Below are 25,142 nucleotides of genomic sequence, written 5' to 3'. Positions count from 1 at the left end.
CGCCGCCCGACGCCCCGCGCGCCGGGCGGCCGCGCATGAGGGGGCGCCACATGGAGACGTTTGACGAGCTGTACTACACCGATCCCTACGCACGCGAGTTCGACGCGCGCGTGACGTCGTGCGAGCCCGCGGAGGGCGGGTTCGCCATTGCGCTGGACGCGACGGCGTTCTATCCCACAGGCGGCGGGCAGCCCGGCGACCGCGGCACGCTGGTACCCGCAGACGCGCCGGCACCCGCACCCGCGGCGGCGCAGGGCACGCCGGAGGGCGAGCCCACTGCCACGGAGGCCCCCGGCACCGTCCACGTGCGCGAGGCCGTGCCCGGCGCGGAGCCCGGCACCGTGCTCCACCTGACGGACGCGCCGCTTGCCGTGGGCACCCGCGTCCACGGCGCGCTCGACTGGACGTGGCGCCGCGACAACATGGAAGCCCACACGGGCGAGCACATCGTATCCGGCATCGTGCACGCGCTCTTTGGCTACGACAACGTGGGCTTCCACATGGGCGAGAAGTGCATCGAGGTCGACTTCGACGGCATCCTCACGCCGGAGCAGGCCCTGGACGTTGAGCGCCGCGCAAACCAGGCCGTGCGCGACGACGTGCCCGTGCGCGCGCTCCTGCCCACGCCGGAGCAGCTGGACGCGATGGACTATCGCAGCAAGAAGGACCACGACGGGCAGATCCGCGTGGTGGTGATCGACGGCGTGGACTCCTGCGCGTGCTGCGGCACCCACGTGGCGACGACCGGCCAGGTGGGCCTGGTCAAGATCCTGCGCGTGGGCACCAAAAAGAAGAAGACCCGCATCGAGCTTCTGTGCGGGCGGCGCGCGCTCGAGGCGTGCGAGGACCTCACGGGGCGCCTGCGCGACACGAGCAACTTCCTCTCCGTCGCGGACGAGGACGTGCCCGACGCCGTGCGGCGCCTCTCGGGCGAGAAGGACGAGCTGAAGCACCTGCTGAAGCAGGCCAACCGCAAGATCATCGACCAGGAGGTCGCGTCCTTCTCGCCCACGGGGGCGCTCCTGACGTGCTACCGCGACGGCCTCGACGTGGACGAGCTGCGCTACCTGTGCGAGCGCGCGCTGGAGCGGACGGAGGCCACCACGTGCGCCGCGCTCTCGCCCGCGGCCGGCGGCGACGGACGCATCGCGTACGTGCTCGCGAGCGAGGACGCGGACCTGCGAGCCGCGTGCAAGCAGCTGAACGGCCGCCTGGGCGGGCGCGGCGGCGGCAAGCCCCACATGGTGCAGGGCAGCTGGGCCGCCACGCGCGAGGAGGCGGAGGCCGCCATCGCGGAGCTGCTGGGCTAGGCGCGCCGCGGCTGGCGCCTCTAGCGCGCGTCCGCCGGGAACACGATGCCCGCGGACTCGCGGGCCCGCGTCTGCACCCTGCTCACCGCCAGGCCGAGCTCCGCCATGCGCCAGCAGTCCTCGAGGCCCTTCTCGCCGTCCTCGGCAAACGCGCGCAGCGCCTCGAACTCGCCCCGGTACTGGTCCTGCTCCGGCGGAACGTACGTCTGGACGGAGCCGTCGTGCAGGCGAAGCTCCACCGTGCCCAGGCCGTTGGGCTTGCCGTCCACGCGGATGTAGCCCGCGGTGCCCTGCACTATCTGGTAGCTGGGCGCGTCGCAGTCCTTTGCCGCGATGGACGCCGCCTTGAAGTCGCCGTAGTCCAGAAGGGCAACGCCGGACGTGTCGATGCCGCGCTCCACGTTCGCCGCGTACGTGACGTCCCGCGGCTCGCCGAACATGCGGCACAGCCACGACACGCAGTAGTGGCCCAGGTCCATGAGCGCGCCGCCGGAGTGCGCCGGGTCGAACGCCGGGGCAATGTCGCCGCGCCTGAAGCGGTCGTAGCGGCTGGAGTACTGGCTGTAGTTCGCCACGGCCAGCCTCACGTCGCCCACAAGCGGCAGCCACTCCGCCACCTTGCGCGTGGTGGGCAGGTAGAACGTGGTGGTGGCGTCAAACAGCAGGAGGCCGCGCTCGCGCGCCAGGTCCAGGATCTGCTGCGCCTCCCCGCTGTTCGAGGCCATCGGCTTCTCTAGGATCACGTGCTTGCCGGCCCTAAGCGCGCGCATGGCGTAGTCGTGGTGAAGGTCGTTGGGGACCCCCAGGTACACGGCGTCCACGTCCTCGCGCGCGAGCACGGCGTCGTAGTCGCAGCCCGCGCGGGCGCCAAGCGGCCCCGCAAGCTCCTTCGCCTTCGCAAGCGAGCGCGGCGTCGACACCACGTCCGTCACCGTGTAGCCCCACCGCGCGATCTTGGGCGCCACCAGCGTGCTTATGAAACCCGTACCGACTACCGCGACCCTCATGCGTGCCTCCCCGTCCGGAGCGTCTCCTGCCGATGCCGTCGATTCTACGCCATGCAGGCCGGGGTTTTGCGCGTGCCCTCGACCGGGGGCGCGGCCCTTCTCGCCAGGCGCCCCGCGCGGTTTCGGCGGGGTCCGCGCGGCCGCGCGCGGGATTTTCCCGGCGGCAAAACGGGCATACTCCGTGGCAGGGCACACGTTACTTGGAGGCATCATGGAACTGAGAGAGGCACTGAACCGCCGTCGGTCCATCCGCAGCTACACGGGCGAGCTTGCAGACCCGGACCAGCTGGAGGCGATCTTCGCGGCCGCGTACGAGGCGCCCGTGGGCATGGGCAGGTACGAGGGCATACACCTGACCGTCGTCACGCGGCCCGGCCTGCTTGCGGCCATCGACGCCGCGGCGGCGCGCATGTTTGGCAACCCGGACGCGCACCCGCTGTACGGCGCGCCCATGCTGGTGGTGGTCTCGAGCGACGCGGAGGGCAACGTCGCGAGCGCGAACGCGGCGGCCGTGATCCAGAACATGTCGCTCGCGGCCGTGGACCAGGGCGTCGGCAGCTGCTACATCTATGGGGCGACGCGCGCTGGCGCAGGACGCAGACCTCCTGGCCCAGCTCGACCTGCCGGAGGGCTTCGCGCCGCTGGGCTCCATCGTCCTGGGCAAGACGGACGAGAAGTACGGTCCGCGCCAGGTGCCGGCCGACCACCACTTCGCGCAGAACGACGTGGCGTAGGCCCGGGCGCGCGGCGGGGTGCCGCATCCGGGCCGAGCAGGACGTCCCGAAGCGGGTGAGGCTGGGCTGACAACGCAAAGGCGCCAGCCACCCATAACGGATGGCTGGCACCCCTTGCGTTTACCACTTCAATCGACAGGCTACGCCACCTGGCGCCGCAGCCGCATGTCCTACCCCGCGTGTCCTACCAGGACAGCAGCTCGTAGCCCGTGTCCGTCACGACGAGCTGGACCTCCCACTGCGCGGAGTCGCTGCCGTCGACCGTGCGCACGACCCAGCCGTTGCCGCGGTCGATGTAGATGTCCGGGTCGCCCGCGTTCACCATGGGCTCGATGGTGAAGCACATGCCCGGCATGAGGATGGGGCCCGTGCCCGCCTCGCTCGTGAAGCTCACGAACGGGTCCTCGTGGAACTCGCAGCCGATGCCGTGGCCGCCGTACTCCTCCACGACGGAGAAGCCCGCGTCCAGCGCGACCTGGTGGACGGCGGCGCCCACGTCTCCCAGGTGACCCCACGGCTTCACGGCGGCAAGGCCCGCCTTGACGGACTCGTGGCACACGTCCACAAGACGCTTGCGCTCCGGGCTCACCTCGCCGATGCAGTACATGCGGCTGGAGTCCGAGAAATACCCGCCCTTTATGGTCGACATGTCCACGTTGATGATGTCGCCGTCCCTCAGCACGGCGTTCTCGTCCGGAAAGCCGTGGCAGACGACGTCGTTTATGGAGGTGCACACGCTGAACGGGTACCCCTCGAAGTTGAGGTCGGCGGAGACGGCGTCGTGGGCGGAGAGGTACTCCTCCACCCAGCGGTTGATGTCCATGGTCGTGGTGCCGGCGCAGATGTGCTCGCCCACGTAGTCGAGCACGCCCATGTTCACCGCGGCCGAGGCCTTGATGCCCTCGACGTCCGCAGCCGTCTTGATGAGCGAGCGCGGGAGGACCTCCTCGCCCGTGTGGTACAGCTGGTCGAGGCGGTCGTCCTCCGCCGCGTGGCACTTCTTGTACTTCCTGCCGCTGCCGCACCAGCAGGCATCGTTGCGTCCGGGGACCGGAAGCTTGTCATACATGAGGAGTCTCCTTATAAGGCCGTGCGTTTTTCTCAACCTCACAATAGCGGTTAGGCAGAATCACTGCTCGCGAAAGACGATCCTGCCCGTCTTCGGGTCCATCTCGTCCACGATCGCCAGCGACCGGAGGTCGTACCCGCGCTCGCGGAGCCTCCTGCCGCCCGGCTGGAAGCCCTTCTCGATCGCGATGCCGATACCGGTGACCGAGACTCCCGCCGCGTCGCAGATCTCGAGCAGGCCGTCGAGGGCGCAGCCGTTTGCGAGGAAGTCGTCTATCACGAGCACGTGCTCGCCTGGGATGAGGAAGCGCTTCGCCACGATCACGTGGTAGTCGCGGCCATGCGTGTACGAGTGGATCTGCGTGCGGTACTGCGAGCCGTCGAGGTTGATGGACTCCGTCTTGCGCGCGAAGACCACGGGCACGTTGCCGAAGTGACGGGCGGCGACGCAGGCGATGCCGATGCCCGAGGCCTCGATCGTCAGGATCTTGTCGACCGGCTTGCCGGCAAACAGGCGCGCCCACTCCGCGCCCATGTGGTCGTACAGGGCGACGTCGCACTTGTGGTTCAGGAAGCTGTCGACCTTGAGCACCTCGCCCTCGCGGACAATGCCCTCCTGGATGATGCGCTCCTCTAGTTCCCTCATGAGTTCCTCCCGTTACATGTACCTGTCGAGCAGGGCGTCGACTTCTGCGTAGCGCCTGACGCGCGGGTGGCGCTGGAGCCTGCCGCGCAGCGCGACCATGCGCACGTCGCGCAGGGCCGACAGATCCTCGAGCGGGTTGGAGCCGACCACCAGGAGGTCCGCGCTCTTGCCGGGCTCGAGGCTTCCCGTCACGTCCGACACGCCCGCGATCGCGGCGTTGCCGAGCGTGGCCAGGTGGAGCGTCTGCGCGTTGGAGGCGCCCACGTACCTGTGGAAGTAGCAAAGCTCTCGCCAGAAATTGTAATGGGTCACGAACGGGCAGCTCACGTCGTTGCCAAGGCCCACGGGAATTCCCTCCGCGAGGCAGGTCCTCGCGCACGCCACGATGCCGTCCATCACGATGCGCCCGTTGCGCTTTGCGACGGGCTGCGCGTGCGACTCGCCCAGGTCGAACTCCGCGTACGGGAGCGCGGGCGATATGGTGCAGACGTCCGCGGCCCCACGCCTCTTGAACAGCGCGATGGCATGGGCGTCCAGGGGTGCGCCGTGCTCGATGGTGTCAACGCCGCCCTCCAGCGCGACGCGCACGCCCTCGGAGCTCTCCACGTGGGCCGCGACCCTGAAGCCAAGCCGGTGCGCCTCGTCGCAGGCGGCGCGCACCACCTCGGGCGGCATGCGTAGCACGCCGGGCTCGCCCTCCTCCGACGCGTCCATCACGCCGCCGGTTACCATGAGCTTTATCAGGTTCGGCTTCGTCTGGGCGATCTTGTCCACGTGCTCCACCGCCATCTGCGGCGAGTCGGCCTCCGTCGCGATCGAGCCCGCGAAGTGCCCGCCGGGGACGGATATGCCCATGTTGGACGCGAGGATGCGCGGGCCCACGAGCCTGCCGGCGTCTATCTCGTCACGCACCCGCGCGTCGAAGTCCAGCACGCCGCCGACCGTTCGGATGGTGGTGACGCCGCTCATGAGCTCCGTGCGCGCAAAGCCGGCCACCCTGCGCCTTGCCGCGGCCCTCAGGAGCGCGTTGGACGTGAGCGCGTGGTAGAGCCTGGCGTAGTCGACCGGCCTCTTGCTCGCCTTTGGCGGGCGGCCGTCCATCGCAAGGTGTACGTGCAGGTTCACGAGGCCGGGCAGCAGGTAGGCGCCGGAAAGGTCGATGGGGGCAAATCCCTGCGGCACGCGGTCCGCGGGCACGATGTCCACGATCTTCTCGCCCTCCTGAAGGAGGGCCATTCCCTCGAGGGGCTCCATCGCCCACGTGCCGTCCAGGATCGTCCCGTTGGTGTACGCGTATCCCATGCTCGCCTCCCAAGGCGTCGTCTGCCCATGGCCCCGCGCGCCACCTTGCGCACGGCGCGCGTGTTGCTAGCCTATCATCAGACGCGGCCGCACGAGGGCGTCGCGTGCCGCGAAGGCGGTGTCCATTGGGTCGATTGGGGTGTCCATGGCAGACGACGGCAAGGTTTTTGGCATGCGCTTTGGCAAGGTGTGGCCCCTGCTGGTAAGGAAGGCCGAGCGCAAGGGCCGCACGGCGGACGAGGTGTTCACCGTCGCGGAGTGGCTCACAGGCTACTCGCGCCAGGCGATCGAGGCAATGGCGGAAGGCGACGCCACGTATGGGGACTTCTTCCGGAACGCTCCGCGGATGAACCCCGCGCGGATGCAGGTGACCGGCCGCATATGCGGCGTGCGCGTGGAAGAGATCGAGGACCCGCTCATGCGCGACGTTCGCGTGCTGGACAAGATGGTGGACGAGCTTGCCCACGGCAAGGCGTTGGAGAAGGTCCTGCGCTCGTAGTCGCGGCGGGCCCGCGGCGGCGCCGTCACGCCAGCCGGCACCGCTTTGCGGCGGCGGTACCGTCGCGCCGCAGGCTGACGCCACTTTGTTACAAGTAATATCCCATCTTTATGGTAGGAATATGTGTTGGCGGGCCGATGCCTACAATGGCCGTGCATCGGCATTCGCACCAGCTTGGAGGACCACATGACGCGCTCGCAGCATGGCATCGGCAGTATCGACCTTGACAGGAGGGGATTCCTCGGCCTCGTGGCCGCAGGCTCCGTCACCGTGATGGGGGCGCTCGCCGGCTGCGGCGCCGGCGGCTCCGCCGCGGACTCGTCCGCATCCGCGGCGGGCACGTCGAAGAAGGCGCTTTCGGGTAGGCACCTCACGTTCGTGGGAGACGACGCGTTCGCCCCCTACCGCTACGTGCAGAAGACGAAGTCCGGCAAGAAGAAGGTCGTCGGCCTCGACATCGCCGTGGCGGACGAGCTGGCGCGGCGCCTGGGCTTCACCTACGAGTTCGAGGCGCAGGAGTTCTCCGCGACGCTCGCGTCCGTGCAGTCGAGCGACACGTCGTTCACGATGGCGATGTCCTCGAACAAGGAGCGCGAGAAGACCTTCGACTTCACCCGCGGCTACTACGAGCCCCGCGTGGGCGTGCTGACCCTGGGCGGCAGGGCCGTGACCTCCGTGGACGACCTCAAGGGCAAGAGCATCGCCTGCACCACCGGCACCGTCCAGAACAAGTTCATCGAGGCCGTGCTGCCCGACGGCGACATCCACACCTACGACGGCGGCACGCAGTGCCTGCAGGAGGTCCTTGCCGGCCGCATCGACGCGTACCTGTGCGACGGCGCAGAGGGACAGTCCATGCGCGACGCGAACAAGGGCCTGGTGCTTGGCCTGTTGGACCGCAAGGACACCCAGGACTACGTGGGCGTCTACCGCGTGATGGCCACGAAGGGCGCCACGTTCGTGAAGGCGTTCGACCAGGAGATCGGCAAGATGCTGAAGGACGGCACGCTCGACAAGTACATCAAGAGGTACGTGGGCGCGGACTTCGCCTGGGGAGACGACGTGAGCGCCGCCGGCTCCGCGACCGAGGGCGTCAAGTAGAATAGGCGTCGCACGGCGTCCGGACGCGCACGCGCGTGGAGCGGCCGGACGCGACGACGACAGGCGCGCATCCCGTGGGCGGAAGAGCCAATGGACCTGAACTTCTCGATAATAGAGCCATACTATCCACTGTTTTTGAGCGGCCTCGCCGTGACCCTCGAGGTGACGGTGGCCGCGCTTGTGCTTGCGTTTGTCTTGGGCTTCGTGATTGCCCTGCTCAAGGTCGCGGGCAATCGCCCCCTGCGCGCGATTCTGGACTTCTATACGTCCCTCTTCCGTGGCATCCCGCTCATCGTGCTGCTGTTTATTGCATACTTCGCAACTCCGCAGATCACGGGGTACAAGATCTCGATGTTTGCCGCGGCTGTCGTCACGCTGGGGCTCAACGGCTCCGCCACCGTGTCCGAGACGCTGCGCGGCGGCATCCAGGGCGTGAGCCAGGGCCAATACGACGCGGCGCGCTCCATCGGCATGCGCTACGTGCCCATGATGGTTCACGTCATCCTTCCGCAGGCGCTCATGTCCGTGGCGCCGGCGCTCGTGAACGAGGTCATCACCGTGCTCAAGAGCTCCAGCCTCGTGGCCACCATCGGCCTCGCGGACATGATGCGCGCGGCCGAGAGCGTGCAGGCGCTCACCTACCGCGCGTTCGAGCCGTTCGTGGCCATCGCCGTGGTGTACTACGTGATCGTGATGGCGCTCGTGGCGGTGGGACGGCGCCTGGAGCTGCGCGTCCGGCGCATGCAGACAGGCGAGAGGGACGCGTAGCCGCACCTCACGCCTCCCCTGCGCCCCGGCGCGCGCCACCCCCGCCACCCGCAACGCCGCGGCTAACGGTCACCGCCGCGCCACACCAAATACGAGTAGAGCATCGTCCACCCGCTGCCGCCAAGCACCACGGCCAGCAGCACCGCAAACACGACCTCGCCTGGCATGGCCTGCGACACCAGGCCCAGCGCCATGAGCGCAATCCCCATGATCACAAACGTGATGCCGCCCATGCGCTGCGACTTCTGCCAGGTGCGCTCGTCCGCGAGCGCCCACGACGTCCTTACGCCAAACGTGTAGTTGCGACGCACGCGCGGAAGGTAGTTGCCGACCCAGACAAACAGCAGCCCCACGCCCAGCGGCACCGCGATGCCCACGAAGCCCGAGCCCTCGTGGGGTATCACCCCAAGCGCCGCCAGGTCCGCCATCCACGAAAGTGCGCACATAAACACGGTCAGCACCACCACAAACCCCTGGTAGAAGCCCCAAAAGTCCTCGAAGTTGCCTCCGTTTGGGTCGATGCGCGGCACAAGCCAGAACAGCCCCGCCATCGGGAGCGGCAGCAGGTCCAACACAAGGGACAGAGCCTTCGGGCTGCGCTGGTCCACGATGCCGGCCGCGTTCCAATGCGTGGGAACGACGTCCGGCAGGTGCGGGTACACCAGCAGGTGCCCCACGACGCTTGCCGCCATGATGACCACGAGGGCAACCACCAAGCGCCTGTCAAAGCGCGGCACGCGACCTCCGCGGCCCCCGCGACCGTCCCTCCGCTCACGAGCGACCATGACCCCCATCCTTTCCGGACGCGTGGCCCAGCCCCGCGATCCACTGCATAAGCTCTTGGAAAACCGTCGTGTTCAGGTGATAGATGATGCTCTGCCCGCTGCGCCGGCTCGTCACGAGCCCCGCCGACCGCAGCACCCCCAGGTGGTTGCTCACGGACGGCTTCGATATTTCGAAGTTGTCGGCAATCTGCCCGGCCGTGAGGTCACCGTCCGCAAGAAGCTCCAGGATGCGCCGGCGCGTCGGGTCTCCCAGCGCCTTGAACGCGTCACCCACCATGGCACCCCTCCCCTCGTCACGAAGATGCTACCCCGAGGGTGCGTTCTTCTCCTCTGTATTTAGATATTTGTCTAAATATCTACACAAGGGCGCCGGGCGAGAAGGGCGCGGCACCCCGGCCATCACGGCTTTCCCATCGCACCTGCCCCACCGCGGCCCAGTCGTGCGCTATCCTGTCTTCGCACGGCGCGCAGGGTGTACGCGGAATGTGCGCAGGACGAGCCGAGGGGGCATCACATGGACAAGGGGCGCATGGAGGCGTTCAGCGATGGCGTGATCGCCATCATCATCACGATCATGGTGCTGGGGATCGCCGCGCCCGAGGGGGCGACGCTGCGCGACCTGCTGGGGCTGCTGCCCGCCATCGCCGCGTATGCCGTGAGCTTCGTCGGCGTGGGCACGTACTGGAACAACCACCATCACCTCCTGAAGCTCGTCCGCCACGTGGACGGGCGCATGCTCTGGTCCAACCTCGCGTTTCTCTTTGTGCTGTCGTTCTTCCCGCTCGCGACGGACTGGATGCAGAAGACGTCTTTCTCCTCCCTGCCAACAACGTGCTACGTCGTGCTCAACATGCTCGTGTCACTCACGTACATGAACCTCGAGCGCGTCATCCGCCACGCCCTGGGCCACGGCTGCCGGACGACGGCGCCTTCCGAGGAAGAGCTCTCGCGTCGCGCGGTGGTCGAGAAGCGCTCCCTGGTCAAGGAGCGCTTCACCCTTGGGCTCGAGCTGGCCGCGTTCGTGCTGGCGCTCGCCCTGCCCGCAACGCACCTTGCCTTGGTGGCCATGGTGCTCGCGTTTGCGCCGTGGATAGTGCCTGACCTGCGCATTGTCCGTCTGCTCGACTTTCTGGCCGAAGACGAGTCCCAGCAGGAGCCAAAGGAGTAGGCACTAGTTTGCGCCACCGCATGGCGAGACAGGGGTTCCGTGGGTAAAGGCCTCTGCAATATAAGAGTCCTGCCATATAAAAGTGAAATATCTGCAAGTGCCTCCGAGTATCATGTGGCCTCACCTTTTGGCCCTGCGACGAGGGAGGCTGACCTACGATGCGCGACAAGATCGACTTTGACAGGCTGGGGATCACCGACGACTTGATGTTTGGCACGGTGTTCCAGGACCCGAACCTGTGCAAGGGTCTCATAGAGCTGCTGCTGGGCATAGAGGTCGAGGAGATCGAGTTTGTGGAGCGCCAGGGCCTGCTGGACGCGGGCCCGCTCTCGCGCGCGGGCATCGTCGACCTGCTGGTGAGGGATGCCGCCGGCAACGAGTACGACGTCGAGATGCAGAACGTCGCCACGCCCGGCATCGCAAGGCGTGCGAGGCGCTACCTTTCGCTCGTGGATACGAACATGCTTGACCGCGGGCAGCGCTTTGAGGACGCGGGGAACGCAATCGTTATCTTCATCTGCGCGAACGACCCGTTTGGCCGGGGCTGGAAGCGCTACGACTTCACGCGGGCCTGCGCTCAGGACGGGCAGCCCTTGGACGACGGCACCAGCATCGTGTTCGTGAACGCAGCGGGCGAGCGAGGGGATTACGGCGACGGATTCGATGCCTTCCTGCACTATCTCTCGAATGATACTGTTATCGAAAGCGACTATGTAAGGCGCGTGGACGACGCGGTCCGAGGGGTTCGCGACAACCCCCAGTGGAGGAGGTACAGGATGCTCTGGTCCGAGAAGTACCGCGACGAGATTGCCGACGCCATGGACGAGGGCCGAGCCGAGGGCGAGGCGATCGGTGCGCGGAGGCGCGACGAGCAGCTCGCCAGGCTCGCGCGGGCGCTCGAGGACGCGGGTCGCGGAGGGGAGCTCGCCGGCGCGCTCGGCGACGAGGCGAGGCTCGGTGCGCTGCTGAGGGAGTTCCACCTGGAGTGAAGTCCGCGGCGTGCGTCGCTGCGGCGTGCGTGCGTCGTAGGTACTCGCTACTCGTCCATTCCGGGGCGGCGCCGCATGCGCTTCAGCTGCGAGCGCCTGCCCTTCTCGTCCAGACGCCTGCGGACGGAGGCACGCGTGGGCTTTGTTGCGTGCCGGGACTTTGGCTTGCGCGCTCGTCGGGCGAGCTCCGCGCGAATCTTCTGCAGGCAGCGCTCGCGGTTTTGCAGCTGGCTGCGCGACTCACGGCTGACCACGGTGATGCCCGTGGGGACGTGCCGCATGCGCACCGCGGAGTCCGCCGTGTTCACGCCCTGCCCGCCCGGGCCCGACGCGTGGAACGCCTCCGCGCGGCACTGTCGCGCGAGCTCGTCCGCGGACAGGCGCGAGAAGCGCGCGTAGTCGTCGTATGTGAGGTCCCTCTGCATGCGCTCACCTTACGCCATCGCGGCCGGCGGACGCAAGCTCCCCTCGTACGCGCAAGAGCACGGGCTGTCGCCCCGAGAGCGCGACGTGCTGCGTCTGGTGCTCGAGGGGATGGACAATCAGAACATGGCAAGCACACTGGGAATCGCTCCGTCCACGGTCAAGGTCCACGTGCACAACGTGCTCAAGAAGTGCGGTGCGCAGAACCGCACCGAGCTCACGCACTCGTTCTGGAGCTCGTAGCCGGAGCCGTTGGCTCGCCCCCACGGCGACAACGCCTAACGATACGATTACCCTGGGATGAAGAGAGCACCCCAAACCGAGAGGTATCGTGGGGACGCAGCACTTCCGCGTGGAACAGCTCGCCGCGGTGATGGGTCCCACGAAGGCCGACTAGCCACGCCAACCCATCGCGAGGTTGCCCCCCACGTACGCGAAATTCGCGTACCATGGTGCGAAAACGCGTTGACAGGAGGGCTCATGGCCAGCTCGAAGTACGTCTGCCCGTGCAAGCACGTGACGGAGGAAGACATACGCAAGGCGATCGCCGACGGAGCCACCAGCTTCAAGCAGGTGCGCAAGGCGACGGGTGCCGGCAGCAAGTGCGGCAAGTGCAAGCCCGCGGTGAAGAGGCTCGTAAAGACGCTGCTCGCGGAGCGGGTGGAGAAGGACGCGGCCAAGGCGGGCACCGCCGCGGACGGCGCACCCACGACCAAGGCCGCAGCCAAGGCCGCCGCGCCCTTCTCACCCGGCGGACGCGCCGCGGCGGAAGGCGATGTCCGCGAGGTCCGCCGCGGAGGCGTGTACCATCACTTCAAGGGCAACTACTATCTGGTGGAGGACGTGGCTCGTCACTCCGAGACCGGCGAGGAGCTCGTGATCTATCGCAAGCTGTACGGTGACGGCTCGCTGTGGGCGCGGCCGAAGGCGCTGTTCCTCTCTGCCGTGGACCGTGAGAAGTACCCCAACGCCACGCAGCGCTACCGCTTCGAGCTGCAGGACATTCCGAGCGTCGCCGGCCACTAGCCGCGCGGGCGCGTGGTCCCTGGCTGCGGCTGCGTGGCCCCGTAACAACAAATCGTGATTTGTTGTAAGCCCCAAAATCACGTTTCCGCAGCTAGAGGCGCAAACTGCCCAAACAACAAATCGCGATTTGTTGTTTGGGGCGTCGCGCGGCAGGCGGGAAGGCGCGATTTACCGCCCAAGCACGGATGCGCTGCACGAACGCGAGGGGCGGGCCCGCGCCTATGCGACGGACCCGCCCCAGTGTCTCTGTAGGTGTGCCGCTTCCCTACCCTATGAGCACTTGCGCCACCAGAAGCAGCGCGTTGAGCGCGATCGTGGCAATCAGCAGCGGGTTGATGAACTTGAGCCAGCGGCTGAACGGAACGTCCACCATCGCGAGCGACGCGAGGATCAGGCCGGTGGGCGTGATGTACGAGATGAGGCCCTGGCCGTAGTTGTACGCGGCGATGACCGCGGCGCGCGATACGCCCACGGCGTCTCCGAGCGGCGCCATGATGGGGATCGACAGCACGGCAAGTCCGGAGGACGAGTTGATAAAGAAGCCCAGGATGATGTAGACCACGAGCATCACGAGGATGAAGAGGATCGGCCCCATTCCCGTGACGGTGCCAGAGAAGAAGTGCAGGATGGTGTCGGAGATGAGGCCGTTCTCCAGCAGGATGTTGACGGCACGCGCGACGCCCACGACGAGCGCGACGCTCATGAGGTCGCCGCAGCCGCCGATGTACTTGTCGAAGAACACCTCCTCCTCGAGCCCGGAGGTGAACGCGAGGATGATGGAGCACGCCAGGAACACGGCCGTCATGTAGTCGAACCACCACTGGTACGCGACGATGCCGTATACCAGCACCACGAACGCGAGGCCAAACGCCGCGAGCGACAGCTTCATGTGCCAGGTGAACTCGATCTGGTTGCCCTGCTGCCCCCAGCGCTCCTCGATCTTCTCCTTCATGTCGTAGCAGACGGACTTCGAGGGGTCCAGGCGCACCCGGCGCGCGTACACCATGATGTACGCAACCGCCATGACCGTGCCGACCACGAGCGCGATGAAGCGCCAGCTCATGCCGTCCGACATGGCGATGCCGGCCGCCTTGGTGGCGACGCCCGTGGCGAACGGGTTGATGGTTGAGTACATGGTGCCGACGGACGCACCCACGAAGATGACGGCGATGCACGTCATGGCATCGTAGCCAGCCGCTATGAACACGGGCATGAGGATGGGGTACAGGGCGATGGTCTCCTCGCCCAGGCCAAACGTGGTGCCACCGATGACCATCAGGAGCGAGAGTATGATGATGAGCAGGTACTCCCTGCCATGCGTGATGCGCGACAGCGCGGCCACGGCGGCGTTCAGGGCGCCCATGTAGTTGAGCACGCCGATGCAGCCGCCCAAAAGGAACACGAACAGGATGATGTCGATCGTGTCGTACACGCCCTGGATCGGCGCGAGCAGGAACTCGACGACCCCCTGCGGCGCCTGCGTAACGCGCTCGTACGTGCCGGGGATGGCGATCGGCTTCGAGATCGAGCCGTTCTTGAAGTTCTCCAGCTTGCCAGAGACACCCAGCTTGTCGAGGGTCTTCTGCGTGGGAGCCATGAGCTCCGTGCTCTCGTCCGGCTTCGTCACGACGAACTTGTCCTGGCTCGCGTCGTACGTGAGCTTCGAGTACTCGCCGGCGGGCACGATGTAGGTGAGCGCCGCCGCGAACAGCATGACGATGAACAGCACGGTGATTGCCGTGGGAAAGTGCAGCTTGTGCCTCTTCTTGGGAGAGGGCGCCGTCTCCTCGACGGCCACTTCTTCTGCCACGATGATCTTCCTTTCACGATATGGACATGGCGCCGGGCGAGAAGCCCTTCTCGCCTAGGCTTCTGCGTAGACCTTGATCAGCTCCACCACGACGTCGGTCGCCGCGTTGATGCCCTCGACCGTCGCGTGCTCGTACGGTCCGTGGTAGCCTTCGCCGCCAGTCCCCAGGTTCGGGCACGGCAGTCCACAAAACGACAGCTGGCAGCCGTCGGTGCCGCCGCGGATGGGCGTGACCCTGGGCACGACGCCGGCGCGCTCGCACGCGACCTTCGCGTTGTCGATGGTGAACATGCAGCCCTCGATCACGCTCTCCATGTTCTGGTACTCGTCCTTGATGCGAAGCGTCACGGTGCCCTCGCCCCATCGCTCGTTCATGACCTTCGCGATGTGCCTGAGCGTCTGCTTGCGGCACTCGAACGACGCCGCGTCGAAGTCGCGCACGATGTAGGACATGCCGCCGGCCGACTCGTCGCCGTGGATCTCGAGCAGGTGGTAGAAGCCCTCGTAGCCCTCCGTGTAGCGCGGCGCCTCAAGCGACGGGAGCATGTTGTTGATGTCGCAGCACACCTGCATGGCGTTCACCATGATCCCCTTTGCGGAGCCCGGGTGCACGCTGACGCCCCTGACCTCGAAATCGGCCTCGCACGCGTTGAAGTTCTGGTACTGGATCTCGCCCTCCGCGTCGCCGTCCATGGTATAGGCGACGTCCGCGTCGAAGTACTCCACGTCGAAGTTGCCGGCGCCGGTGCCGATCTCCTCGTCCGGCGTGAACGCGATACGCAGCGCACCGTGCGGCGTGCCGTCGCGAAGCACGCGCTCGAGCGCGCCCATGATCTCCGCGATGCCCGCCTTGTCGTCCACGCCCAGAATCGTGGTGCCGTCGCTCGTGAGCAGCGTGCGACCCCTCAGCTCCGCCAGGTGCGGGAAGTCGCCGACGGAAAGCGTGCGCCCGCTCGTGCCAAGCACGAGGTCGCGCCCGTCGTAGTCCTCGTGCAGCACCGGGGTGATCTTCCCGTCACAGAACTGCGACACGGTGTCCATGTGCGTGATGAGCCCCAGCTTGCGCGCGCCCTCGCAACCGGCGGTCGCGGGCACCTTCGCGTACACAAAGCACTTCTCGCTCACCACGACGTCCTCGATGCCCAGCTCGCGCAGCTCTCCCGCCAGCAGGTTCGCAAGCTCGAACTGCTCCTTGCTGCTGGGACACGCGGAGTCGTTGTCCTCGTCGCTCGGCGTCTTGACCGCTATGTACTCAAGCAGCCGGTCGATAACCTCCATTGATACGGCCTCCCTCTTCGGCACAGGCAGGGGCCACGCCTTTTGGCATGGCCCCTCACCATTGCTCGTAACAATTTCGAAATATTAATATTTTTTTTACTGCCTGCAAAGTACAATTACGCGAGCGGTATATGAAATGCTATATTTCTGGCATTTCAATTCAGAATGCCGAAACAGGCTTCACATCATGGCAAGCAATTTTCATAAGAACGAAAGCCATGGAAAGAAGGAAGAGAGCGCGTTTTAACTGGTATATGGCATGCTCTGTTGCCTCTGACAGGTCATCGAACATAACGCATCTTACTACATCAAAGTGCATCGAACTTCGGCGCTCAGATTTGAGCATGTGCTTGATGCATACATAACTGCTTTGTTTATTTTCTCTTTCAATACATAAGATGCATCTTTCGTCACATAAGGCGTCTTTCTCGCCCAGGCGAGAAAAGCCAGGCGACGTAGTCGGGGCCGTCTTCCAAACGTAAAAAGGGCCCGCGACCGCCGCGAGTGCCGATCCCGGCACCGCGGCGCCCGCGGGCCCCGCCCCTCGCGCGCCCCGCGACGGGGCGGTCCCGCTACCTCAGGAAGGAGCGGACGGACTCGGCGACGCCGGCGCCGTCGAGGCCGTACTTGGCCAGCAGGCCGACGGCCGGGCCGGACTCCCCGAAGACGTCCCGCACGCCGACCCTCCTGACCGGCACGGGGCACCTCTCGGCGAGCGCCTCGCACACGGCGCCGCCCAGGCCGCCGATGACGGAGTGCTCCTCCACCGTGACGACCCTGCCGGTCTTGGCCGCGGACTCGGCGACGAGGTCCGCGTCGAGCGGCTTGACCGTGTGCATGTTCACGACCTCGCAGTCGATCCCCTCGGCGGCGAGCGCCTCGGCGGCCTCGAGCGCTGAGGACACCATGAGGCCCGTCGCGACGACGGTGACGTCGGAGCCCGCGCGCTCCACGACGCCGCGGCCGACCTCGAAGCGGTAGCCGTCGCCGTGGATGACCGGAGCGGCGAGGCGCCCGAGCCTCAGGTACACGGGGCCGTCCGCCTCGTAGGCGGCGCGCACGGCGGCGCGGGCCTCCACGTCGTCCGAGGGCACGACCACGGTCATGCCGGGGATGGTCCTCATGAGGGCTATGTCCTCGTTGCACTGGTGCGTGGCGCCGTCCTCGCCGACGGAGATGCCGGCGTGCGTGGCGCCGATGACCACGTGCAGGTGCGGGTAGCCGATGGAGTTGCGCACCTGCTCGAAGGCGCGGCCGGCGGCGAACATCGCGAACGTGCTCGCGAAGACGCGGTGGCCGGTCGTCGCGATGCCGGCGGCGACGCCCATCAGGTTCTGCTCGGCGATGCCGCAGTCGACGAAGCGGTCCGGGTAGGCGGCCTTGAACCTCCCGGTCTGCGTCGCGGCCGCGAGGTCCGCGTCCAGGACCAGGAAGTCGTCGTGCTCGGCGCCGAGGGCGACGAGCTCCTCGCCGTAGCTCTGGCGGGTAGCGATCCTCTTAACGTCAGCCATTCCCTACGCCTCCCTCTCGAGCTCTGCCATGGCCTGCGCGAACTGCTCGTCGTTCGGGGCCTTGCCGTGCCACCCGACCTGGTTCTCCATGAACGAGACGCCCTTGCCCTTCACGGTGTGGGCGACGATGCAGGTCGGGGCGCCCTCGCAGGCCCTCGCGGCCGCGAACGCCCCGCGCAGCTGGCCGAAGTCGTTGCCGTCGGCGACCTCGACCACGTTGAACCTGAACGCGCGGAACTTGTCCGCGATGGGCTGGGCGGAGTTGACCTCGTCGAGCGTGCCGTCGATCTGCAGGTTGTTGTTGTCCACGATCACGCAGAGGTTGTCGAGGGCGTGGTTGCCGGCCAGCATGGCGGCCTCCCAGACCTCGCCCTCCTCGATCTCGCCGTCGCCGCAGAGCGCGTAGACGCGGTAGGGGTCTCCCCAGTGCTTCGCGGCGATGGCCATGCCCACGGCCGCGGAGATGCCCTGGCCGAGCGAGCCGGTGGACATGTCGACGCCGGGCGTGTCGTTCATGTTCGGGTGGCCCTGCAGGCGCGACCCTATGTGGCGCAGCGTCTCGAGGTCCTCGACGGGGAAGAAGCCCCTCTGGGCGAGGGTGGCGTACAGCCCGGGCGCGCAGTGGCCCTTCGAGAGCACGAACCGGTCGCGGCCGGGGTCGCGCGGGTTTCTCGGGTCGACGCTCATCTCCTCGAAGTAGAGGTAGGTGAAGATCTCGGCGGCCGACAGCGACCCGCCGGGGTGGCCGGACTTCGCCGCGTGCGTGCCCACGAGTATGCCCTTGCGGACCTCCCGGGCGATCTTGGCCAATTCTTCGTTGGTCATGTGGTGGTACCTCCCTCTTCGTCAAAAGCGGCAAGACGCACCTCTTGCGTCCTGCCGCTTAAGTCTACCCTAGTTCTCGGCGGTGACCTTCGCCCAGTCGGCGGCGAAGAGCTCGAGGCCGCGGTCGGTGAGCGGGTGGTGCACGCACTTCTTCAGGGCGCCGAACGGCACGGTCGCGATGTCCGCGCCGAGGAGCGCCGCCTGGGTCACGTGGTGCGGGGTGCGCACGGAGGCGGTGATGATCTCGGGGCCGCCCTCCTCGTCCCAGTAGCCGTACCTGAAGTTGTGGACGGCGGTCACCATCTCGGCGAGGTGGTCGAGGCCCTCGTCGCCGATGTCATCGAAGCGGCCGACGAACGGGCTGATGTAGCGCGCGCCGGCGCGGGCGCCCAGGAGCGCCTGGGTCGCGGAGAACACGAGCGTCATGTTGACGCGGATGCCCTCCTGCGCGAGGTGGTGGATCGCGGGCAGGGACTGCTCGGTCACGGAGAGCTTGACGACGATGTTGGGCGCGAGGGAGGCGAGGTGCTCGGCCTCGGCGATCATGCCCTCGGTGGTCTCGGCCGTGGACTCCGCGGAGACGGGAAGGCCCTCGCAGATGTGGCAGATCTTGACCATGTGGTCCTCGAAGTCCGCCAGCTTTCCGCCGGTCTTGGCGTACAGGCTCGGGTTGGTGGTGACGCCGGAGAGGATTCCCCAGCTCGCCGCCTCGCGGATGTCGTCCAGGTCCGCGGTGTCGATAAAGAACTTCATGTTCCTTTTCCTTCTCTAGTAGAGCCAGCGTCGGCGGCGCAGACCACCTGACGGCCGGCGTGGTTGTCTAAAGCAAGGCCTCGGCAGAGGGGGGCTGCCGGGGCCTGCCCAATGCTTAGGAGAGTCCCTCCATGGCGGAGTCGATCTTCTCCCTTACAAAGCTTGAGGCGTGTGCGACGTCCTGCTTCCACTCGGGGGAACCGAGATACCACATCTCGCACACGTAACGACGCACTCCCTGGGGAACCAGCTGGCTCAGCGCGCCCTCGTAGTCGGTCGTGCCCTCGCCGAAGAGCATGTCACGGTACTGGCCGGCCTTCGTCGCCTTCATGTGCGCGGCGAAGATGTGGCCGCGGCCGCAAGCGATGTCGTCGGCGACGGTGTTGCCGTAGAGGAGGGACGCGTTCGTGAGGTTGCCCACGTCGGGATAGACGCCCAGGTAGGGGCTGTTCACCTCGTCTACATAGGCCATGGCCTTGCGAACCGTGTCCATGAACGGCGTCTCCATGGTCTCGAAGCCGAGGACGACGCCAGCGGCGGCGGCCATCTCGGTCGCCTTCGCGAGGTTCTCGGAGAAGCACTCACGCGAGCCGTCCCACTTGTCCTCGTCGTAGTACGCATCGTATCCGGCGAGCTGGATCACGTGGAGCCCAAGGTCGCAGGCGAGCTCAAGCGCCTTGTCCATCATCTCGAGGCTATAAGCCCTCTTCTTGGGGTCCTTGGCGCCGAACGGCCACTTGCGGTGCCCGGAAAGGCACATGGAGCCCAGGGGGATCCCGGTGTCGCGCATTGCCTTGACTACGGCCGCACGCTCCGCGGGCGTCCAATCGAGCCTGGCCTGGCGTGCGTCGGACTCGTCGACGGAGATCTCCATGTAGTCGAACCCGCACTCGGCCGCAACCTGGAGACGCTCCTCCCACGAGAGCTCCGCAGGAGTCGCCTTCTCGTATAGGCCGAGCCTGTATTGCCTGCTCATGTATGGTCCCTTTCTACAAGGGCGCCCCCATGGTCGTGCCATGAGAGCGCCCCTCCTCTCGTACTGCGCCTTATCAGTCCTATGCGCTACTTCTGTCCGTAGTAGGCGTTGGGGCCATGCTTGCGCATGTAGTGCTTGTCAAGCAGGTACTGCGGAGCCTCGGCCTCGGATATCGCGCGACCGGCGGCGACGCAGAGCAGCTCCGCGTCGCGGGACATCTTCGCGACCTCCTCGACTACGACGGCGTGGTACACGGCCGCCGCCGCGTCCTTGCCCCACGTGAAGGGGCCGTGGTTGCGCACCAGGCAGCCCGGCTGGGCCATGGGGTCCTTGCCCTTGAAGCCCTCGACGATCACGTTGCCCGTGTTCAGCTCGTAGGCCTCCTCGATCTCCTCCTTGGTGAGGCCCCTCATGCAGGGAACCTCACCATAGAAGTAGTCGGCCTGGGTCGTGCCGTAGCACGGGATGGAGCGGCCGGCCTGCGCCCAGGCAGTGGCGACGGTGGAGTGCGTGTGCACGATGCCGCCGACGTTCTCCCAGGAACGGTACAGGCACGCGTGGGTCGCGGTGTCGGAGGACGGGTTGAGGTCACCCTCGACCACGTTTCCGTCCATGTCGCACACGACCATGTACTCGGGCGAGAGGTCTTCGTAGGCCACGCCGGAGGGCTTGATCACGAACAGGCCCTTCTCGCGGTCGATCTCAGAGGCGTTGCCCCACGTGAAGACGACGAGCCCGTGCTTGGGAAGGTCCATGTTGGCCTCGTAGACCTTCTCGCGCAGTTCCTTGAGCATCATCTGCAGGACCCCTTAGAGGACAGAGCGGAACGGGACGTTCGGCTCGTGGTCGAAGCAGTCGTGGAAGCCGCGATCGTACATGTACTCCTTCTTGTCCTTGTCGAGGGGGTACGTGTAGTCGCCGCCGGGCTGCCAGTAGTACGGGTGGAAGGTATAGCCCAGACGGTCCTTGCGCATCTGGTAGAGGACCTCGATCTCGCGCTGGTCGGCCATGAAGTTGGTCCAGACGTCCCAGTGGATGGGGATGACGACCTTCGCCTGCAGGGCCTCGGCCATGCGCAGGATGTCGGTGGCCTCCATCTTGTCCTGGATGCCGACCGGGTTGCACCCGAAGGAGCCAAAGCAGACGTCGACGCCGCCGTACTCCTTCATGATGTCCTTGCCGTGCTTCGCGAAGTAGATGGAGTAGTGGGAGTCACCGGAGTGGTAGATGTTGCCACCCGGGGTGACGAGCAGGTAGTTCACGGCCTTCTCGTCCATGTCCATCGGGCACTTGCCCCAGAGGTCCTCGCGGTCGGGGCCCGTGGAGTCGGTCGTGGTGATGCAGGTGCGGTCGAAGGAGTCCATGGCGACGATGGTCATGTCCTTGATCTTGATCTTGTCTCCGGGCTTGACGACCCTGATGCGGTCCTCGGGCACGCCCCACTTGCGCCAGAACTCGGCGGACTTCTCCGGACCGATGAACGGTACGGGAATCTCGTTGCCGTTCTCGTCGGTGGTGGTCATGCCGGACTTCACGACGTGGGCGGCCCACTCCTTGGACATGTGGTCCTGGTGGTAGTGGGTGGCCAGCACGGCGTCGACGTGCTTGAACGCGAAGGGGTCGAAGACATAGGGGATGTTGCGCAGGTTGGGCTGCATGGCGCGGACGCCGGCCATGTTGGCCATCTGGTGGCCGACCTTCATGAGGCCGTTGCCGTGGGTGCGCTTGCCGTTGCCGGTCCATAGGTCGATGGTGATGTTGGCGTCACCGGGGGTCTTCACCCACATTCCGGTGCAGCCGAGCCACCACATCTTGACGTTGCCCTCGGGAACGACAGCGTTCTCGATGTCCTCGTTCAGCCACGTGCCCCACTCGGGGAACGTGTTCATGATCCAACCCTCGCGGGTGACTTCGTCGATAGCAGACATTGAAATCTCCTCTAAATACGTTCGTTTAGACGCCTGGGCGAGAAAAGCCGCTTTCCTACTCGGCGTGGACCGCGTAGAGCGCAACCTCGTTCGTCTCGCGGTTGGCCGAGATGATGTGGTCGACGCCACCGTCCTCGAAGGCCCACACGTTCGCGGGGCCGCAGTCGTGGTCGATGATCTCGACGCGGTACTCGCCGTTCTCGTAATACAGCCTCAGCAGGTCCCGGCCGTCCTTGCGATTGCCCAGAAGCGCGCAGGACTCGCCGGCGAGCTTGCCAGACCAGATCGCGTGCAGGAAGGCGCGCTTCTGCGGGTCCTCCCAGACCTTCTCGTAGGTGTCGGGCTCCGCGCCCTCGTGCCAGACGGACAGGGTGTCGCCGTGGAACGTGGAGATGGTGACCATCTCCTCCTTGCCGTCGCCGTCCAGGTCGACCATGCACATGTCACTCGTGGGCTGGACGACGAGGCAGTCGATCTGCCACTCGTCGCCGTCGGACGCGGGCGGCACGTAGCGGAAGGCGCCGGCGGCCGTTCCCACGAGCGCGTAGCTGCGGTCGGGGGCGGTGTAGAAGCCGTGGTTCTGGAGCTGGCAGTTCGCGATGCACGTCAGCTCGAGCTGGTGGTCCTCGTCAAAGTCCTCGAGGTTGCCGGGAAGCTTCGCCGCGTATACGGCGCCCGGGGTCTTCCAGTCGTTCTTGAACTCGCGACAGGCGGACTTGATCGTGCAGGCAATGAGCCACTTCTGTCCGTCGGCACCCTCGAGCACGCCGAAGCGGTGCACGTAGGGAAGGTCACACAGGACCTGGCGCTTCCAGGAGCCGTCGCCCTGACGCGTGTACGTCACGATCTTCGCGTCGTCGCCACCAAAGTTCGGCGAGAAGAACTTGTACGTGCTCATGAGCTGGTCGGTGCGGCCAGGGGTCTGCATGACCGTCATGACGCCGCCAGGGCCGTCGCAGACGTTCTCCCTCTGGGTGCCGTCGAGCGCGAAGCGGCGGATGGGACCGTCCTTCTCGGTCGCGACGACAAAGCTCTTCTCGCCCGCCGCCTCGACCATGCCGATGGCATAGCACTTGACCATGTCGGTAGCGAGCACCTTCTTCTCGTACCTCATTAATAGGCCTCCTCAAGCCTCGATGCGAACGCGATGATTGCGGACGACCTACTTTGCGAACTTCTTGTCCAGACCGGCCTCGACGAACTTCTCCTCGATCTCCTTGTCGGAGAGGACGTTCTTCAGGGGGATGCAGACGACCTTGCCGGTATCGGCGGCGGACTTGAACATGTTCTCGAAGTTGCGCGGGAAGCAGGCGATGTCATAGTTGGTTGCCGTGGAGGTTCCCTCCGCAAGCGCGCAGTGGTGAACCTGGGAGACGTCCATGTTGAGCTTCTTGGCGACGCGCTCGACGGTGAGCTGCATCATCAGGGAGGTACCGGAGCCGTTAGCGCACGCGCACAGAATCTTTGCTGCCATTTTTACGACCTTTCGCTTTGCGGACGAATGCCGCGTCTTGACTTGAGAGTGGGAGTGCGGCCGACAACCTCAGGTCGTGTTGCCGGCCGCTTGGAACCATACGGACCGGAGGGGTGGCCTACTTGGCCTCTGCCTCCGCGACTGCCTTCTTCTCGGCGGCGTCACGGTACTCGGCGTACTTCTCGTAGTCCTCGACCTCGAGGAAGTAGGCGGAGTTGCCGTTCTCGTCCTTCGGGGCAGCCTTGTACTGGAGCTGCGGGATGATGATGAGGAAGGCGATGACGATGGCGGCGCCAATCCAGCCGAGGTACTTCATGATGACCGTGAAGATAGGCCAGACGGTTGCCCAGTCGAACATGCCGAGGTAGCCGCCGAACGCGTACATCTGGACCCAGGAGGCGATGAGCGCGGAGCCGAAGACCTGGCAGAGACCGCAGATGAACGGGATGATCAGGCAGGCCTTGAGGCCACCCTTGTTGTTCGCGTACACACCGAGGACGGCGTTGTCGAAGAACAGGGGGATGAAGCCGGCGACGACGAGGACGGGGCTCTTGGTCACGAGGAGGATGCCGATCGCGATGAACTGACCGACGGCACCGGCCATGAAGCCGAGGGTGACGGCGTTGCTGGAGCCGAAGCCGAAGGTGACGGCGCAGTCGACGCCAGGCACGGAGCCCTTGAGGAGCTTGCTGGAGATGCCGGTGAAGGAGACGGTGAGCTCGGCGACGAAGGTGCGGACACCAAGCTGGAGGATGGTCAGGTAGACGGCGAACTGGAAGCAGTTGTAGAGGATGTAGAAGACGAAGCTCTGGCCCTCGACAAGCGCGGCGCTACCGGTGAGGGTGCCCTCCTTGGTCAGCTTGATGAGGTAGTCCGGGCCGATGACGATGAAGATGATGCCGAAGAAGAGGGTCATCAGGATCGCCGTGGAGACCATGTTCTCGTTGAACATGGAGAGCCAGCCGGGAAGCTCGATGTCCTCGAGCTTCTTGTCGAAGACGGAGGTCTTGCCGGGCTTCTTGGCGCGACGGACCTCATCGCGGCGGTTCATCCAGCCAGCGGCCTTGGAGGCGAGGAAGATACCGAACATCTGCTGGTGGCCGATTGCGAATCCGGCGCCATCGGTGAGCTCCTGGGTCGGCCCGATGGTGAGGTTGGAGCCGACGGCCCAGTACAGGCCAAGGATGATCGTCATGAAGATGAGGGCGGGAACGCCAACGAGGCCCGGGAAGCAGAACATGATGAGCCACAGTGCGGTCGCGGCCTGCTGAACCTGGACGTTGCCGGTGGTGAAGATGGAGCGAAGTTTGGTGTGCTTCTTGGCGGCGACCAGAACGATGTTCAGGATGTAGGCGAAGAGCAGAAGCAGCATGTACTGCGAGATGTTCGCGCCCTTGAGGAACGAGACGTTCGCCAGCGAGAAGTCGCCCGCCTGAGCCGCCTTGACGCCCGCGTCGACGGCGTTGTTGCCGAAGTAGGGGTCGATGACCATTGCAGAGAGGTTGAAGCGACCCTTGAGGCCAACGATGACCGGGCGGAACACGTTAATAAGGCCGCTGGAACCAACGGACAGAATCATGTATCCGACGGAAGCCTTGATGAAGCCAGCGAGGACCTCGTACCATTTCTTGCCAAGCAGTGCGTAGCCAATCACGACGATGATGCCGATGATCCACGCAGGCTGGGACAGGATGGTCTTGGAGAACCAATTCACTGCTGCCAGCAAAATGTCCATGTACACTCCTTCTGATAATGAACTCC

The 25,142-nt window shown here is 65.9% G+C and carries 27 protein-coding genes and 1 pseudogene; 10 read left to right on the top strand and 18 right to left on the bottom strand.

The features are described 5' to 3' along the window. Positions 1-50 precede the first annotated feature (50 nt). Positions 51-1,310 carry an alanyl-tRNA editing protein gene (locus HF885_RS04225; protein ID WP_170103708.1) on the top strand — a complete coding sequence of 420 codons (1,260 nt, stop codon included), beginning with the start codon at positions 51-53 and terminating at the stop codon, positions 1,308-1,310. Positions 1,311-1,330: 20 nt separating this feature from the next. On the opposite strand, the gene HF885_RS04220 is transcribed toward HF885_RS04225, so the two are convergent. After that, entirely contained in the window at positions 1,331-2,317 is a 987-nt protein-coding gene (locus HF885_RS04220; protein ID WP_170103707.1) for a Gfo/Idh/MocA family protein, read from the bottom strand. Here HF885_RS04220 and HF885_RS10710 point away from each other — a divergent pair. Continuing rightward, positions 2,286-2,831, top strand: a pseudogene (locus tag HF885_RS10710) (nitroreductase family protein); the annotation flags it as partial. The gene HF885_RS04220 and the pseudogene HF885_RS10710 overlap by 32 nt on opposite strands. A 55-nt stretch (positions 2,832-2,886) precedes the next feature. Next, positions 2,887-3,051: a hypothetical protein gene (locus HF885_RS10455; RefSeq protein WP_235927306.1), complete on the top strand. Its 165-nt coding sequence runs from the start codon at positions 2,887-2,889 to the stop codon at positions 3,049-3,051. A gap of 184 nt (positions 3,052-3,235) precedes the next feature. Here HF885_RS10455 and HF885_RS04210 read toward each other — a convergent pair whose 3' ends face one another. The 3 genes from HF885_RS04210 to HF885_RS04200 are packed head-to-tail and all read right to left on the bottom strand — an operon-like array spanning position 3,236 to position 6,067. Further along, positions 3,236-4,120, bottom strand: a complete 885-nt coding sequence (locus HF885_RS04210) for a methionyl aminopeptidase (RefSeq protein ID WP_170103705.1) — start codon at positions 4,118-4,120, stop codon at positions 3,236-3,238. 60 nt (positions 4,121-4,180) lie between these two features. Beyond that, on the bottom strand, positions 4,181-4,765 hold the full coding sequence (locus tag HF885_RS04205) for a xanthine phosphoribosyltransferase (protein WP_170103704.1): 585 nt from the start codon (positions 4,763-4,765) through the stop codon (positions 4,181-4,183). A 12-nt stretch (positions 4,766-4,777) separates the two neighbouring features. Continuing rightward, complete coding sequence (locus HF885_RS04200) at positions 4,778-6,067, bottom strand: amidohydrolase family protein (RefSeq protein ID WP_170103703.1); 1,290 nt, start codon at positions 6,065-6,067, stop codon at positions 4,778-4,780. A gap of 145 nt (positions 6,068-6,212) precedes the next feature. Between HF885_RS04200 and HF885_RS04195 the strand changes: the two genes are divergently transcribed. From HF885_RS04195 to HF885_RS04185, 3 genes are all read left to right on the top strand, one after another. Beyond that, on the top strand, positions 6,213-6,566 hold the full coding sequence (locus HF885_RS04195; RefSeq protein ID WP_170103702.1) for a DUF2200 domain-containing protein: 354 nt from the start codon (positions 6,213-6,215) through the stop codon (positions 6,564-6,566). 186 nt (positions 6,567-6,752) lie between these two features. Next, complete coding sequence (locus HF885_RS04190) at positions 6,753-7,667, top strand: substrate-binding periplasmic protein (protein WP_170103701.1); 915 nt, start codon at positions 6,753-6,755, stop codon at positions 7,665-7,667. A gap of 90 nt (positions 7,668-7,757) precedes the next feature. After that, positions 7,758-8,435 (top strand): amino acid ABC transporter permease, encoded by a 678-nt coding sequence (locus tag HF885_RS04185; protein WP_170103700.1) that lies wholly within the window; start codon positions 7,758-7,760, stop codon positions 8,433-8,435. Positions 8,436-8,497: 62 nt separating this feature from the next. Here HF885_RS04185 and HF885_RS04180 read toward each other — a convergent pair whose 3' ends face one another. Then, positions 8,498-9,220, bottom strand: coding sequence for an SdpI family protein (locus HF885_RS04180; protein WP_170103699.1), 723 nt, complete (start codon positions 9,218-9,220; stop codon positions 8,498-8,500). Beyond that, positions 9,207-9,497: an autorepressor SdpR family transcription factor gene (locus HF885_RS04175; RefSeq protein WP_170103698.1), complete on the bottom strand. Its 291-nt coding sequence runs from the start codon at positions 9,495-9,497 to the stop codon at positions 9,207-9,209. Before HF885_RS04175 ends, HF885_RS04180 begins: the two co-directional genes overlap by 14 nt. A 237-nt stretch (positions 9,498-9,734) precedes the next feature. On the opposite strand from HF885_RS04175, the gene HF885_RS04170 reads away from it, so the two are divergent. Both HF885_RS04170 and HF885_RS04165 read left to right on the top strand, forming a co-directional pair. After that, entirely contained in the window at positions 9,735-10,388 is a 654-nt protein-coding gene (locus HF885_RS04170; RefSeq protein WP_170103697.1) for a TMEM175 family protein, read from the top strand. Between the two features lie 158 nt (positions 10,389-10,546). Continuing rightward, on the top strand, positions 10,547-11,377 hold the full coding sequence (locus HF885_RS04165) for a hypothetical protein (RefSeq protein WP_170103696.1): 831 nt from the start codon (positions 10,547-10,549) through the stop codon (positions 11,375-11,377). A gap of 47 nt (positions 11,378-11,424) precedes the next feature. Here the strand turns inward: HF885_RS04165 and HF885_RS04160 are convergent, their stop codons facing one another. After that, complete coding sequence (locus HF885_RS04160) at positions 11,425-11,802, bottom strand: peptide chain release factor family protein (protein ID WP_170103695.1); 378 nt, start codon at positions 11,800-11,802, stop codon at positions 11,425-11,427. On the opposite strand from HF885_RS04160, the gene HF885_RS04155 reads away from it, so the two are divergent. Both HF885_RS04155 and HF885_RS04145 read left to right on the top strand, forming a co-directional pair. After that, on the top strand, positions 11,801-12,043 hold the full coding sequence (locus tag HF885_RS04155) for a helix-turn-helix domain-containing protein (RefSeq protein WP_170103694.1): 243 nt from the start codon (positions 11,801-11,803) through the stop codon (positions 12,041-12,043). The two genes, HF885_RS04160 and HF885_RS04155, sit on opposite strands and share 2 nt — an antisense overlap. A gap of 237 nt (positions 12,044-12,280) precedes the next feature. Further along, positions 12,281-12,826 (top strand): DUF1653 domain-containing protein, encoded by a 546-nt coding sequence (locus tag HF885_RS04145; RefSeq protein WP_206109787.1) that lies wholly within the window; start codon positions 12,281-12,283, stop codon positions 12,824-12,826. Between the two features lie 265 nt (positions 12,827-13,091). Here HF885_RS04145 and HF885_RS04140 read toward each other — a convergent pair whose 3' ends face one another. From HF885_RS04140 to HF885_RS04090, 11 genes are all read right to left on the bottom strand, one after another. Then, positions 13,092-14,636: a YfcC family protein gene (locus tag HF885_RS04140; RefSeq protein WP_170103693.1), complete on the bottom strand. Its 1,545-nt coding sequence runs from the start codon at positions 14,634-14,636 to the stop codon at positions 13,092-13,094. A 54-nt stretch (positions 14,637-14,690) separates the two neighbouring features. Further along, positions 14,691-15,914 (bottom strand): peptidase T, encoded by a 1,224-nt coding sequence (pepT, locus tag HF885_RS04135; protein ID WP_170103692.1) that lies wholly within the window; start codon positions 15,912-15,914, stop codon positions 14,691-14,693. 572 nt (positions 15,915-16,486) lie between these two features. After that, on the bottom strand, positions 16,487-17,425 hold the full coding sequence (locus tag HF885_RS04130; protein WP_170103691.1) for a transketolase family protein: 939 nt from the start codon (positions 17,423-17,425) through the stop codon (positions 16,487-16,489). Positions 17,426-17,428: 3 nt separating this feature from the next. Then, positions 17,429-18,250 carry a transketolase gene (locus HF885_RS04125; protein WP_170103690.1) on the bottom strand — a complete coding sequence of 274 codons (822 nt, stop codon included), beginning with the start codon at positions 18,248-18,250 and terminating at the stop codon, positions 17,429-17,431. A 69-nt stretch (positions 18,251-18,319) separates the two neighbouring features. After that, positions 18,320-19,003: a transaldolase family protein gene (locus HF885_RS04120; protein ID WP_170103689.1), complete on the bottom strand. Its 684-nt coding sequence runs from the start codon at positions 19,001-19,003 to the stop codon at positions 18,320-18,322. A gap of 115 nt (positions 19,004-19,118) precedes the next feature. Next, the gene (locus tag HF885_RS04115) at positions 19,119-19,979 is read right to left on the bottom strand and encodes an L-ribulose-5-phosphate 3-epimerase (protein WP_170103688.1); all 861 of its coding nucleotides are present in this window, start codon (positions 19,977-19,979) and stop codon (positions 19,119-19,121) included. Positions 19,980-20,065: 86 nt separating this feature from the next. After that, the gene (locus HF885_RS04110) at positions 20,066-20,776 is read right to left on the bottom strand and encodes an L-ribulose-5-phosphate 4-epimerase (protein ID WP_206109786.1); all 711 of its coding nucleotides are present in this window, start codon (positions 20,774-20,776) and stop codon (positions 20,066-20,068) included. Positions 20,777-20,788: 12 nt separating this feature from the next. Continuing rightward, the gene (ulaG, locus tag HF885_RS04105; protein ID WP_170103687.1) at positions 20,789-21,907 is read right to left on the bottom strand and encodes an L-ascorbate 6-phosphate lactonase; all 1,119 of its coding nucleotides are present in this window, start codon (positions 21,905-21,907) and stop codon (positions 20,789-20,791) included. Between the two features lie 55 nt (positions 21,908-21,962). Continuing rightward, positions 21,963-23,021 carry a hypothetical protein gene (locus tag HF885_RS04100; RefSeq protein ID WP_170103686.1) on the bottom strand — a complete coding sequence of 353 codons (1,059 nt, stop codon included), beginning with the start codon at positions 23,019-23,021 and terminating at the stop codon, positions 21,963-21,965. Positions 23,022-23,069: 48 nt separating this feature from the next. Further along, positions 23,070-23,381, bottom strand: coding sequence for a PTS sugar transporter subunit IIB (locus HF885_RS04095; RefSeq protein WP_170103685.1), 312 nt, complete (start codon positions 23,379-23,381; stop codon positions 23,070-23,072). 118 nt (positions 23,382-23,499) lie between these two features. Then, complete coding sequence (locus HF885_RS04090) at positions 23,500-25,116, bottom strand: PTS ascorbate transporter subunit IIC (protein WP_170103684.1); 1,617 nt, start codon at positions 25,114-25,116, stop codon at positions 23,500-23,502. Between the last annotated feature and the right edge of the window lie 26 nt (positions 25,117-25,142).

The organism is Parafannyhessea umbonata (genome assembly GCF_012844235.1).
Taxonomy (GTDB): domain Bacteria; phylum Actinomycetota; class Coriobacteriia; order Coriobacteriales; family Atopobiaceae; genus Parafannyhessea.
The sequence above is the reverse complement of the archived record's forward strand: the minus strand, read 5'-3'. Positions and strand labels throughout refer to the sequence as shown.